Here is a 13,597-nt window from a genome sequence, read left to right as displayed (position 1 = left end):
GATAGAACACAATAGAAACTAACATTTATCAACCATTAATTCCATTTCATAAATTTTTATTTTAGTATGCTCCACTTTTCCAAAACCAACGATTTCGGCAATTTCTTTTTTATCATAGGATAAGCACTCTCTAATAATTTTAAACTTATGCTCTCGCCCAAGCAATATTTCTTGCTCTCTTGGGTCAGAGAATTCATTACCTTCAAGGGGGGCCATATTAGTACCAACTGGACAAGTAATAATTAATAAAGCAGGAGTACCTTTATTTGCACTTCCATAATGCCTAAAGATCGCACTTTTTTTTCTAGAAGTAGACATAAAACCAAGGTCAACAAAAATACCATCTTTTATAAACGGAATTAAAAATTTGTCAAGAGTTGCTCGATATAAGCAAACTTTAAATTCATTTTTATGTTTGCTTATTATTGAATCTAAAACTTTTGCGGCTTTCTGCCAAGTAAAGTCAATACATCTTTTTTCCCGCAACATTGTGTTCAATTCCTCAGCAAAAGCTACTTTTCCTTCATAAGGATTATTAAGTTTGTATAAATCAAAAAATCTTCTTTCCTCGTCGTTTAGGTCTTGATAAAAGCTTTTATCATTCATGCTTTTTATTGCATTTATAATTATAAGTGTACTTTAATACTGAATGACAGATGGACATAAAATCGCATTTGTGAAGGGAAACCATAAATCAAAAAAAACTACAAATACTTAACCCCTTTCATCGAAGCAACACCTCTCCGATAAGAATAAAATTTAAGCTTCGTCCTACCAGAAGAAGTTACTACAATCGCGTCTGCCCCGCATTCACACGCTTTATTTTTAGCATTTTCAATGGCTGCTTCGGCCGTTCTTTTATTCCAGATAGAATTACCCGTTTTGCTGTCAAGCGAACAAACCACTTGAAACTTTCTCTTTACTTCACTTTCATTATTAAAAACCTCCAAATTACAGTTTCGGGATTTTGGTGAACTGCCGGTTAACCTCTCGACTTTAACCGAAGCGCAGGACGATAAAACAAAAATTAGTAAAACCAGTTTGAGAAGATTTTTCATTTGAAGCTAAATTAAGGGATTATTGATCCAAACAGAGAGCCGGATTTCTTCAATCCTTATCCGGAAATTTCACAAAAAAAACGTTAAACATAACAGTGCTAAAAACAGCACTACCAATCGCCAGCCAAAATCCCAATTCCTTTGGATCAGGACTCCATGAGGTTCTTGGCGTAAACATCAAGGCGAGTGCATGAATTACCGTCAATACAATTGATACATTCCGGATTTTTTTGTTTGCAAATATTTTCATTGCCACTTCTTTATAATTCCTCCTTAAACTGTTCTGGTTTATAATCGATTAGACCGATATTAAGTCTGAAAGTAACATTTTTAACCTGTCTGCTTAACCTCTCCCTAAAATCTTCTATCTTTAAGAACTCCCGTTTTTTCCTGAAAATCTTAAATTTTAATGATAGAAACAAATACTTCCGAGACACTTCCGCATAAAGACGATACCAGCTGGCGATTAAAAGCCATTATGGGCGGTTCTATAGGTAATTTGGTTGAATGGTATGACTGGTACGCCTATTCAGCCTTCTCACTCTATTTTGCCGGAACATTTTTTCCCGGCTCCAACCCTACCGTTCAATTGATCAATACCGCAGGGATTTTTGCCGTTGGATTTTTAATGCGTCCCATCGGCGGTTATCTTTTTGGAAAACTCGCCGATACAAAAGGAAGAAAAGAAGCGATGACGTTATCGGTTTTGCTCATGTCTTTTGGTTCTCTACTCATCGCGTTTTTACCCGGTTATAGCACGATCGGTATCTCCGCACCTATTCTATTATTGGTTGCCAGATTATTGCAAGGTCTAAGTGTTGGCGGAGAATATGGTACTTCCGCTACCTATTTAAGCGAAGTGGCAACGAAAGAAAGGCGAGGATTTTATTCCAGTTTTCAATACGTTACCTTAATCGGCGGACAATTAATTGCACTTGGTTTACAGCTAATTCTGCAAAGAATATTTTTAACTGAACAGCAAATGCACGAATGGGGATGGCGGATTCCTTTTGTCATAGGTGCCATACTTTCGTTAATCGCGCTTTATCTGCGGAGCAACTTACATGAAACAGAAGCATTCAGAAATAAAAGTACTTCTCCTGCCAAAAAAGAAGGTTCCATAAAAGAGCTTTTAAAACACCCAAAAGCACTTTCTGTTGTGGTAGGGTTGACGCTTGGCGGGACTTTGGCTTTTTATACCTACACCACATATATGCAGAAATTCCTGGTGAATACGGTTGGGTTAACCAAAGGTCAGTCAACGACTTTAACTTTTTGCTCACTCCTGATATTCGCATTATTACAACCTGTTTTTGGTGCTTTGAGTGATAAAGTGGGCAGAAGGCCACTATTGATTGGATTTGGAGTTTTAGGAACATTATGCACCGTTCCTTTGCTGACTACTTTAAGCCATACGTCAACCATGTGGGGCGCATTTGGTTTGTTGATGGGCGCGCTGCTCATTGTCAGCGGTTACACTTCGATTAATGCCGTAGTAAAAGCTGAATTATTTCCGGTTGAAGTCCGTGCGCTTGGCGTTGGACTACCCTATTCCATTACCGTCGCCATCTTTGGTGGAACGGCTGAATATCTGGCACTTTGGTTCAAAAATGCGGGTCACGAAAGCTATTATTATTGGTACGTAACGGTTTGTATTTTGATTTCATTGATTGTCTATATTACGATGAAGGATACAAAACATACCTCATTAATTGAACATTAAGAGTTAAAAGTTTCAAACAATGCTAAAAATGTACTTTTCAAATTAAAAAGATAATTTATCTATTGACATCCTGTTTGTAATTTTATAACTTTCTGAAAATCAAAACATTCTGACAGTTATGGAAACAATAAACCGGATTGAGCGCTGGGGTGACACACATCACCCGGCTTGGATGGATGTAGTTCGTATTGGCCTGGGCGTACTTTTGTTTGCAAAAGGTATCAGTTTTATCAGCGACACTGCCCGGCTCTCGCACCTGATCAGTAATATGGATTTTCATTTATATTCTGTGATGGCCGTTCACTATGTGGCATTTGCGCACATCTTCGGAGGATTTTTGATCGCGCTCGGATGCCTTACCCGAACAGCATCTATCTTTCAAATCCCGATTTTGATTGCAGCAGTATTCATGGTAAACCTGAGAACAGGCTTTTCCTATTTCAATTCCGAATTATGGCTGTCAGTGATCACACTCTTTTTGGTTATTACTTTCACCGTTATCGGATCAGGAAAATTCTCGATGGACGAATGGATGAAGAATCACGATAATTAACAGTCTGACTTCGGCGGTCGGCTTTCGGCGGGGCCGCCCCGGCAGTCAGACTGTTATAGTAAATAATATTTTTGCTTAAAACAGCATAAGAAAAACAGTTAATAAAACTTCTGTCTTTTTTATGCTGTTTTCTTTTATCAAAATCTATTCACACTTTCCGCAACTTTCCCTACTTCCTTTTTTCCTTTAAACAAATACTTCCTTTTATATTCCAAAGGTGTCATATCCGTCACGTTTTTGAAATGACGATAGAAGTTTGAGATATTATTAAATCCGCATTCAAAACAAATTACTTCGATTGTCTGCCTGTCTTCAATTAAAAAACGGCATGCATGGCTGATACGGATCTCCACAAGAAAATCATTATATGTTTTCTTCGTCATTAGTTTGAAATAACGGCAGAAAGACGTCACACCCAGATTGGCAATCGCAGCAACCTCCTGTAAAGTGATCGGATTTTTGTAGTTTGACAAAGTATAGGCATACACTTTATTCAAACGAAGTGTTTCCGAATCGTTGGATTTATAAAATGCATGAGCCGAAGTAATAGTTTCCGTTTCATTGGTTTCTGCCAGAATTTTAAGGATCGTTAACAAGGCGATTAACCGATCCAGATTTTGCATCGTCACTGCTGAACGCATCAGTGTTATTACTTCTTCCTTTGCCTTTCCGTTAACAACAAGTCCTTTTTTAGCCTTTTCAAAAAGTTTTGGGATAAGATAAGCTTCCGGAAGATTCAGCAGATCGGCACCAAGGCAATCCGGTAAAAAATGGATAATAATAACCTCAACAGCCGAACTGCCCGTTCCGCCTTCGACCCTCCAGGTATGCGGCAGATTCTCTCCCAGCAGAATTAATTCTCCGTCCGAGAAATTACTAATGTCATCCCCAATAAAACGTACGCCATGTCCTTTGATCAGATAATGCAATTCCAGTTCAGGATGGTAATGCCAGACAGTACCAAAGCTGGATTCCTGTTCATGCCTGATGCTGAACGAATTCTGGGATTTTATCGGGACCTTATGAAAATGAGGTTTCATATTAGAAAATTGAATCTGGACGATATCTGTTATGTCCTACTGTTTTCAACCTAATAAGTACCAACCGCATCATTTCTATTCTTTGAAAATTTAAGAAATTTGGCAATCGGCTATCAGCTGTCGGCAATCAGTCTTGATACAATTTCGAGCTTCAAACTGATTGCTGATAGCCGACCGCCGATTGCCAAATTTTAATATGGTTTTGACAAACCCTGGATCAGCCAGACTCTTGAATAATGATGATCCTTACTTTGTCCGGATGGAACGTAATTTGTTGGTACCAGTTTGTCAACCGCCGCTTTATAATTTACCTGGTATTTCGGATCAGCATTTGCAACCGGATACATATACCGGATTGGAAGTGCCGCGCCAAATTGTGCCACAGCTCCTGTTTTTAAAGCAGGAAATCCTGTACGCCGCCAGTCAAACCACGACTGAACTCCAAACCAGGACGATATCCATTTTTGCTCCATAATCCGCTCTTGTTTATTAGTAGCTCCTGTGTAAGCTACCGCAGGCTGGGCATAATAATTATCAAAATTAAACGTCGTCGAAGTGAATACACCTGCCTTGGTCATAGAAGCGCGGATTGCATTTTTGTAATGCGTTTCAGGATCGCTTGCTCCAAAACCCCCAAGCAAAGCCGCCTCAGACAGAATAAATTCTACCTCATCGTAAGTCATCAGATCCATCGTTACATATGGATCCGTATTTTTCCGGTAGCGATCATGAATGTAGGAAATGTACGGATTACGTTCGTTAGGATAAGTAGCCGCGTCATTTCCCTTATTGTAAGCAATTGCCGAAGTAATTGACATACCTATTGGAAGGCCAACATACAAAGAAGTATCCGCGCTCGTTGCCGTTGAAGGAACGTACGCGACGGAGTAGCTTTCCCCATAAGAATTGACAACCGTTTTGGTCGTTACAGCTGTAACTTTTGAATCCCATTTTCTCAAAACCGGTGCAATCCAGCGTTCAAGTCGTGGGTCTTTAAGCGTGACCAGTTTATCTACAAATGGTTTTCCAGGCTTCAACAAATAATTGGGATTCGCAGAATTTAAAAGTCCTCCCGGATTCGAGTTATCCCCGGTGGTTCCGATAAAACTCATCACAGCATTATCAGCAGTACTCGCAAAAGCACCGGCGCTGGCTTGGGTAAATTCTGTTTCAAGATTGATACCAAGCGCACTCATTTCTGCTTTTTTATCGGCCAGTCTCAGGCAATAACGCAGGCGTAACGAATTGGCAAGTTTTTTCCATTTTGCCCCGTCACCTTTATACAGTACATCAGAAGTTGCGCTAATCGCATCTTTTGCTTCCAGACTGCCCAGCAAATCACTTGCTGTTTTCAAATCCGTCAATATTCCTTTGTAAACATCTGCCTGTGCATCATATTTTGGAAAATATTCTCCTGAACTAGCCTGCAAGGCATCGGAATAAGGAATATCTCCGTACAAATCTGCCATAAGCCCAAAAACCAATGATTTCATCGTAAGCGAGATCGCCTGAAAAAAACGGTTATTATCACGAACACCATTGTCATAAATAATCTTATTATTCCGCAATACGTCAAACGCAGTGGCACCTGAAACACTCAGCCAACCTTCCTGAACCCAGGCATATTGGTTGATAATGGCAGCGCCCTCGTTGGTGCCTGCCTGCATGTATTGCATCGTCGCACCAATCTTGGATCCGTCCCTTCCCAGCGTATACACGATTTTCCCGGTATTGGTCAGAACATAGGTCAAAACATAATTTGACGAAACATTCTCGGGTGCATTAGGATTAATATTCGTGTCTGTCAGATCATTACATGAAGTCATGAAAAGACATAACGTAGCAAAAAGGGTAATATATATCGATTTTATAGCTTTCATTTTGTATTTCAGTTTAAAAATCAACATTCAGTTTAAATCCTAATGAACCGGTGAAAGGCATGATATTGTAATATTCTATACCCTGCGTCCAGCTCCCTGTCGTACTATTCTGTTGAAAAGCTTTTTCAGGATCAAATCCTTTAATTCCAGCCTTTGTCCACATATATAAGTTATTACCAACAATAGCAACCGAAGCATTTTGTATTTTAAACTTGTTTACAAAAGCTCTTGGCAAGCGATAACTAATAGAAACCTCACGAAGTTTTACATAAGTCGCACTGTACATATTCCGGTTTGGAAAAGGACGGTTAGCATAACGATAGGCGCTGAAAGGATCCAGCCATTTGCTACCCGCACCACCCAGGTTTTCTGTATAAACCGTCTCCCCGGCTGCATTTTTCGTTGCAAACACACCTGGCTCCAAACTTGCATCCTGAACTCTGATCTTGGATTCCGTACTTCCCTCAGGCCACGCCATTCCATGATATTCTGCATTTCTTCCTCCTACCCAGTTCCCCAGATATTTCTCAGGATTAGCTTTAATCTGGTCGGACAGGCTTTGTGAAGCATCATAAGGAACGCCGGTCAATGTTGTCTCTCTCTGGCCATTGTTACCCAGGAACATCATGGTGTTAGAATAAAAAGATCCACCCTGACGCCAGTCTATGTTAGCAAATAGTGTGAAATTTTTATAGGTCACAGTCGGCTGAAAACCCATCAGGAACTTGTTATTGAAATTACCGATTTTTCTAATTTGACTTACATCTGTATTAGCCTGGTAAAGACCGCCAGCCGTTACAATCGGATAGTTGTAGTAAGGTGAACTCTGATCTGTAACTTTAAGAATCGGTTGCTCATAGATATCACCAATTTGTCCGCCCGTGTAAGTCCGCACCATAGCGCCGCCACTTTCATTGGTTGCAAAATACGTGATACCATCCGCCAGTTCTCGGATATAAGCCCGGTTACGGCTCAGCGTAACATTCAAATCAAAAGTCAGATTTTCCGTTTTAACAGGTGTTGTCATAATGCCCAACTCAAATCCTTTACTTTGAACCAAACCTGCATTAATCAGCTTGCTTGTCGCTCCTGATTCGTCCGGAACAGTGATTCCAAGAATCTGGTTTTTGTTTTTTCTATCATAATAAGTTGCTTCCAGGCCCAGACGGTTTTTCAGGAATTTCACATCAAAACCAACTTCCATTGAAGTTGCAATCTCAGGTTTCAGATTTGCGTTTTTCAATGTTCCTGCCATGTACATTCTTTTTGCCGTTCCCCAATCCGCAGCCGTTGCGTACGTTTGAATCAGGTTGTATGGAGCAACGTCATTACCAACCTGGGCATAACCCGCTCTCACTTTTGCAAAGCTCATCCAGCTTGGTAAATTCACCATTTCTGAAATCAAAACGCTTAAAGAAGCGGATGGATAGAAGTACGAATTGTTGCCTTTCGGAAGCGTACTTGTCCAGTCGTTACGAGCAGTCAGATCCAGAAAGACCATTTCCTTAAACCCTAACGAAGCAGATCCATAAGCTCCATAAAGCAATTTTTTTGTCAGCCCGCTTGAATACGTTACAGTTCCCGGAGCGCCATTTGCAATATTGTATAAACCAGGTACTACCAACGAGCCCGCGTTATTTTCCAAAGTACGGCCATATTGTTCAAGGCGGTTACCACCTGCCATAGCATTCAGGCTCCAGTTTGGTCCTAAATTCTTTTTGTAAGCAACAATCAGATCCAGGTTGGTTTCTTTCGTAAAAGTGTTTTTAATGTTGTAAGCACCATTCACATATTCAAAGTTGTTGAATGCCTTTTTTGCTTCAAACAATTCATTGTAAGCGTCTCTTGCATAACGTGCTGTGACAGAAAATTCCTTGCTTAGATTATAATCCAGCTGAATTTTGCTTACCGTTCTGTCACGTTTGAAACCAGTCGGGTTTTCATGCACAAGATAAAAAGGGTTATTCTGTTTATCCTTATATTTCCGTTGCGCTATTCCTTCCTGACCTGGCAACCAGTAATCTCTCAGATCATTAATATCAACCTGTGCTCCTGTTTCGTAAATACTTCTAACAGGATCATTACGTGAAGCGTCAATTAATGGTCTGTTATTGGAACCGGATTCTGTAATGTTAAGGTTGAAAGTTGCCTTTAATTTATCCGTAATATTATAAGCTGTGTTAAGCGCGACAGTCAATCGGGAAAGATCCATTGTTGGAATAATCCCTTTGTTAGTCATATTTCCAAGGGATAACCTGAAATTGCCTTTGTCATAATTTCCGTTTACAGAAATATTGTTAGTGTTCGTAACACCTGTCTGGAAGAAATCTTTAAAACGGTCAGGATGTGAAATTAAGGGTGTTTTTACACCATTTGTATTCCATTGTGCCCAAAGTTCACCTTTATCCAATGCCGCGCCCCAGCTTTCATTTTCCTGTTCTTCCAAAACGTGAGCTCCTGTTTTTCCCGAGCCGAATTTATTTTGAACATGAATATATTGAAGCGGAATTTCAAAAGTTACCGCCGTATTAAGCGAAACACCAATTCCTTTTTTCCCAGCCGCGCCGGATTTTGTTGTGATTAAAACCACACCATTTCCCGCTCTTGATCCATATAATGCCGCTGCACTGGCTCCTTTCAAAATAGAAACATTTGCAATGTCATTCGGGTTGATATCAGAAATCGCGTTTCCCATATCAGCTCCGCCAAATCCATTTCCCAATTTATTAGCAACCGGCACACCATCGATAACAAAAAGTGGCTGATTGTCACCATTCAATGAACTTGCTCCCCGAATAATCATACTCACAGACGAACCAACACCGCCGCCCATTTGTGATATCTGCACGCCGGCTACTTTTCCAGCCATTGCATTCAACACATTGTTTTGAGGCGTTTGTGTCAATGCTGTTCCCTCAATATTACCGACGGAATAACCCAGCGAGCGCTTTTCTCTTTTTATTCCCAAAGCTGTTACTACCGCTTCTTTCAAAGTTTCAACACTTTCAACCAGTGAAATATCGATAACACTTTGTTTCAAAACCGGAACTTCCTGAGGATTAAATCCGATATAGGAAAATATCAAAACCGGATTATCTCCTGAAACATCAATAGAATAGGCTCCTGAAACGTCAGTTGTTGTTCCGACTTGCGAGCCTTTCAAAAGGACATTTACACCCGGCATAGCGGTACCTTCTTTGGCAGAAATAACTTTCCCGCTAATTTTCATCAACGATTTCTCTGTATCAGGACTTGCCAAAAACTGGCTTTCAATTAAATTGGAAGAAAGTGGAATTGGAGCCAGCACAATTTGCTTTCCGATAATCCTGTACTTGATCTTCAAAGGGATTAACAAATTATCCAGGACATCTGCTAACCGTTCATTGGTTATGTCCAGAGAATATTTCTTTGCGCCCGAAACCAGTTTGGGACGATAGGTAAATTTGACATCCGCTTGTTTTTCCAGACTGTTCAAAATACCGATCACATTCTGGTTTTCTACTTTTAAGCTAACTTTCCGGTTAAGCAGATCTTGGGAATCTGTCATACCGGCAAACGAAACACTGGCAAAAATCACAGCCATGCAAACCTGAAAAAGCACAGTTTGCTTGAGGTGATATAAGATTTTGGGAAAACGTAGATCTTTTTTCATTAGCTTCGATTTGTTCTTGATTTGAGAAAAGCAATAACAATCCTTTCATCCACTTTGGAATGGATGGCGTTTTTAAGAACGTTAAAGGAAATCATGGGCCCGGCCAACGGAATGTCGCCAGACTTTTAAGTAAAGGATTATTTATTCATACTCGGCTGGGTTATATGGTTTTGTGGGTTAGGATTACTCAGTTACATTTTTTACCATCAATCATTATATCGGTACCAACGACCTTATAATTCGCTTCAACAGCTTCACATATAATATCCAGCCGCTCAAACAGGGTTTCACTACCCAGGGAAGTTGTCAACCGGCAATTCGCAAAAACCTCTTTATCAAACACGAGTTTCACGCCGTAAACTTTTTCCAGTGCCTCAAAAATATCCGGCAGCGGCGCATTGGAAAATGAACGTTCCAACAATTCTTCCTGTGAAACAATAACCTCAGGCTTGTCGATCAGGGAACGGCTTAACGTTTCGTCTTTTCTGGAAAAAACCGCTTTCTGATTTGGGATTAGTACAACTTCTTTCTTTTCCGAATTCGCTATTCTAAAATCCTGATTGGCAAAAACAAAAACTCTGCCCGTTCTGACCGAAACTGTTACCTCTTTATTTTCTTCAAATGCATTGATCCGAAAACTTGTCCCCAAAACTTTTGTAACCAACTCATTGGCATAAACGACGAAGGGTTTGTCAGGATTTTTTGTTACATTAAAAAAGGCATCTCCCGACAAAAAAACCTTTCTTTCTTTACCTTCAAAATTATTTACATAACTCAACCTGCTATTCTTTTCCAACATTACTATACTCTGATCCGGCAACGTTATTTTAACGGGTTCAGAAGTAGTATTGACTACTTCTTTCAAAGGAATTTCCGCTTTTTCAACCAGTTTTGCATAGGTTCCTGCTTTTACTTTTGCAGGCTGGTAATTCAACCAAAGCAAGCCCGCAACCAAAATTACGGAAGCAGCAGCTACCCATTTTTTCCAGCCTAACTGGAATCCCGGTCTGCTATTTATTGGCTCATCAAGCATACCTGATTCTATTTTCAACCAAATATCCTGAACATCTTCCTGATCAAAAGGCAGTTGTGATGCTACTGCAAGCTGAATAACAATCTGCCTGGCCTGATCAAGAATATCACGCTGACCAGGATACATTTTCAAAAATTCATTCCAAAACAAACCTTCTTCAGGGTCAGAAAACTTCACCCAATTGATGAATTTTTCTTCCTTTACAATATCCTCAACAGAATATCCGGCGAATTTTTTAAACATATCAATTGCTTATCTACCCCCCTAAATCGGAAAGATGAAACTTTGTACTCATTTTTTTGAAAAATTTTTACAAAAAAATAAAATCAATAAAATAAGTGGATTTGAAGCCTAAAAACGGGGAAAGATATTTGAAAAAGAATTAGAACAAGAAGGAAAGAACGAAGGGAAAAGACCAACCGGCCATCTCAATAGTAATACGCAACTGGCTGATAGCCCTATGCAGAAGATTCCGGACGGACTGATTGTTTAGCTGCATCAGGTTTTCGATTTCTTCCAAACTGAAATCATCATGATACCTCAGCTGAATAACCTCCTGCTGCCTTTTTGAAAGCTTCCCAATCGCTTTGCGCAAGCGGCTTATTTGTTCGGATTGCGTTTCCTCCGCCATTAGTGTATCCTCGAAAGAGAAATCTCCAATGATATTTTCCAGAATACTTTCCGCGGTTTGAGGCTGAATTTCCTGTTTTTCTATGTTTTTAATAATGCGGTTACGGAGCGAACGGAAAAGATAATATTTTATAGAATCAGTCTCCGAAATATTTTCCCGGCGCAGCCACAGATGAAGAAACAAGTCCTGTATACTATCTTTTATCAGTTGCCGATTGGACGTAATCCGGTAGCCATACGACAAAAGATCATTAATGTAAAGATTATAGATTCTGGCAAACGCATCCCGGTTACCTTCTCGGAAGGTATTCCACAAAAGCATATCTGAGCCAGGATTATTCACAGTTAAATATAATTATTATAATTTATATTTAAATAACCATATCGAATAAAATTATTTAAATCAAGTCACCTGATGTAAATTAACCTCCAAAAATGAGGTTAACAGGCGTTATTGATATTATAAAATTGTTAATTATGAAATAGCCAGGCGGGATTGGCGGCGCAAAATTTCTTTTGCCTTGATTAACTGGTTTTTAACCGTATTGGTAGAGATGTTCATAAAACTTGCGATCTCTTTGTACGATTTCCCTTCTTCTATGTTGAGTTTCAAAATTTGCTTTCTTCTCTCAGAAAGTAACTCAACAGCACCCAGAAGAAATTTGATTCGGGCTTCTTTATCATCACCGTCTTCATCATTCAAAAAAGTCATCCGATCAACATATTGCTGGCGCAATTGCTGGTCTTTTTCAAACTTTTTGAACTGATCAAAAATCTGATTCCGCAAGCTGACAAACAAATAGGCTTGAAAACTATGCTCCGGTTTTATCTGCACGCGGCGGTCCCAAATCTTGGCAAATACATCCTGAGTAACATTTTCAGCTTCCTCCTCATCTTTGAGTAAAGTAGTACAAAATTTCAGCGCCGGGGAACGAAAATGCGTATAAAGCATCGAGAAAGCCGCTTCGTCTCCCTGTGTTACGCGGTAAAGGATTTGTTCATTAGGAAAGTTCATAGGATTTAGGAATTTTTTGGTCCGTATTATTTCACAAGATATTCGGTAAAATTGCTTGTAATGCCCAATTCATTTTGAAGTTTCTCAACCACCGTAAGCAGTTGATCCATTTCACTTTTCAGTTCTTCTGTAAGTTCTTCTACTTCTCTTCTCGTATAAATTGAAATTGGAAAGCCGCGTTTTTGCAGACTGTATTTAGCGATTGTAGGATAAGCCGAATGCACAATATCCATTGAATCCAGAAAAAACTGCTGCACTTTTTTCACATCTTCCTCACGGTCAGCATCGTTGAAATATTTACAGATCCACACGATCAGTTCCGGATAAATATTTCCCTGGATACAGGAAAGTCCCGCCGCACCTGCTTTCAGAGACGATACCGCATTCACCATATAGGCATCATAAAGCCCAAACTGATACCCTTCCGCAACTTTGATTCTGCGTTTCACTTCTTCGTCATCCAAACAGGTATCCTTATGATAGATCACTCTTCCTGTTTCAACCAGTTCTTTAAGTACTGTACTCGGTATCAATCTTTTATAAGGAACCGGACATTCATAAAAACCCAATGGAATATTATCCGTCAAACTGATAAGCTCTTTCGCGTTTTTAAGGAATATTTCATCTGATTCATTTTCCTCCGCGATAAGACCGGAAATTACGATCACCGCTTCAACTCCGGTATCATATATACGTTTAACAAATTCGGCCTGTTCAGCAATTGGTCCGCCGAAAGTTCCAGTTGCTACAACCGGGACTCTTCCTGCAACTTGCTCAACGACCGTTTTTGTGACATCAATCCTTTCCTGTTCGCTCAATTCGTACATTTCGCTCGAAAGGCACGTTGCAAAAAGCCCGGCAGAGCCTGCATTCAGATAAAATTCCGTCAGCGTTTTCAGGCCATCATAATCAACTGCTCCCGATTCAAGAAACGGAGTTAACATAACAGGAATAAATCCTTGCGGCAAAGATGTAGTTTTTTCGGTCATACCAGTTTTAAAAAATCTATAAGT

General features: G+C 39.8%; 12 protein-coding genes. 2 read left to right on the top strand and 10 right to left on the bottom strand.

Going from position 1 to position 13,597, the window contains the following annotated elements; translation table 11 throughout:
- Positions 1 to 18: 18 nt before the first annotated feature.
- The 3 genes from FDK13_RS01080 to FDK13_RS01070 all read right to left on the bottom strand — a co-directional run bounded on the left by FDK13_RS01080 (position 19) and on the right by FDK13_RS01070 (position 1,308).
- Positions 19 to 606, bottom strand: coding sequence for an ADP-ribosyltransferase (locus FDK13_RS01080; RefSeq protein WP_137338127.1), 588 nt, complete (start codon positions 604 to 606; stop codon positions 19 to 21).
- Between the two features lie 98 nt (positions 607 to 704).
- Positions 705 to 1,058, bottom strand: coding sequence for a hypothetical protein (locus tag FDK13_RS01075; RefSeq protein WP_137338126.1), 354 nt, complete (start codon positions 1,056 to 1,058; stop codon positions 705 to 707).
- A 49-nt stretch (positions 1,059 to 1,107) separates the two neighbouring features.
- Positions 1,108 to 1,308 carry a hypothetical protein gene (locus FDK13_RS01070; protein ID WP_137338125.1) on the bottom strand — a complete coding sequence of 67 codons (201 nt, stop codon included), beginning with the start codon at positions 1,306 to 1,308 and terminating at the stop codon, positions 1,108 to 1,110.
- A gap of 159 nt (positions 1,309 to 1,467) precedes the next feature.
- On the opposite strand from FDK13_RS01070, the gene FDK13_RS01065 reads away from it, so the two are divergent.
- Together FDK13_RS01065 and FDK13_RS01060 are read left to right on the top strand one after the other, a co-directional pair.
- A complete protein-coding gene (locus FDK13_RS01065; RefSeq protein WP_137338124.1) occupies positions 1,468 to 2,781 on the top strand; it encodes an MFS transporter in 1,314 nt (437 codons plus the stop codon).
- 118 nt (positions 2,782 to 2,899) lie between these two features.
- Positions 2,900 to 3,334 (top strand): DoxX family protein, encoded by a 435-nt coding sequence (locus tag FDK13_RS01060; protein ID WP_137338123.1) that lies wholly within the window; start codon positions 2,900 to 2,902, stop codon positions 3,332 to 3,334.
- Between the two features lie 137 nt (positions 3,335 to 3,471).
- Here the strand turns inward: FDK13_RS01060 and FDK13_RS01055 are convergent, their stop codons facing one another.
- From FDK13_RS01055 to FDK13_RS01025, 7 genes are all read right to left on the bottom strand, one after another.
- Positions 3,472 to 4,374, bottom strand: coding sequence for an AraC family transcriptional regulator (locus tag FDK13_RS01055; protein ID WP_137338122.1), 903 nt, complete (start codon positions 4,372 to 4,374; stop codon positions 3,472 to 3,474).
- 191 nt (positions 4,375 to 4,565) lie between these two features.
- Positions 4,566 to 6,254 carry a SusD/RagB family nutrient-binding outer membrane lipoprotein gene (locus tag FDK13_RS01050; RefSeq protein WP_170982687.1) on the bottom strand — a complete coding sequence of 563 codons (1,689 nt, stop codon included), beginning with the start codon at positions 6,252 to 6,254 and terminating at the stop codon, positions 4,566 to 4,568.
- 13 nt (positions 6,255 to 6,267) lie between these two features.
- Positions 6,268 to 9,906 (bottom strand): SusC/RagA family TonB-linked outer membrane protein, encoded by a 3,639-nt coding sequence (locus FDK13_RS01045; protein WP_137338120.1) that lies wholly within the window; start codon positions 9,904 to 9,906, stop codon positions 6,268 to 6,270.
- Positions 9,907 to 10,093: 187 nt separating this feature from the next.
- Positions 10,094 to 11,182, bottom strand: a complete 1,089-nt coding sequence (locus FDK13_RS01040) for a FecR family protein (RefSeq protein ID WP_137338119.1) — start codon at positions 11,180 to 11,182, stop codon at positions 10,094 to 10,096.
- A gap of 139 nt (positions 11,183 to 11,321) precedes the next feature.
- On the bottom strand, positions 11,322 to 11,912 hold the full coding sequence (locus FDK13_RS01035; protein ID WP_137338118.1) for an RNA polymerase sigma factor: 591 nt from the start codon (positions 11,910 to 11,912) through the stop codon (positions 11,322 to 11,324).
- 132 nt (positions 11,913 to 12,044) lie between these two features.
- Positions 12,045 to 12,584: an RNA polymerase sigma factor gene (locus FDK13_RS01030; protein WP_137338117.1), complete on the bottom strand. Its 540-nt coding sequence runs from the start codon at positions 12,582 to 12,584 to the stop codon at positions 12,045 to 12,047.
- Between the two features lie 26 nt (positions 12,585 to 12,610).
- On the bottom strand, positions 12,611 to 13,573 hold the full coding sequence (locus FDK13_RS01025; protein ID WP_137338116.1) for a dihydrodipicolinate synthase family protein: 963 nt from the start codon (positions 13,571 to 13,573) through the stop codon (positions 12,611 to 12,613).
- Positions 13,574 to 13,597 lie beyond the last annotated feature (24 nt).

This window comes from Dyadobacter frigoris (assembly GCF_005280585.1).
GTDB lineage: Bacteria > Bacteroidota > Bacteroidia > Cytophagales > Spirosomataceae > Dyadobacter > Dyadobacter frigoris.
Note: the sequence above shows the minus strand (reverse complement) of the source record. Positions and strands in the feature narration are given on the sequence as shown.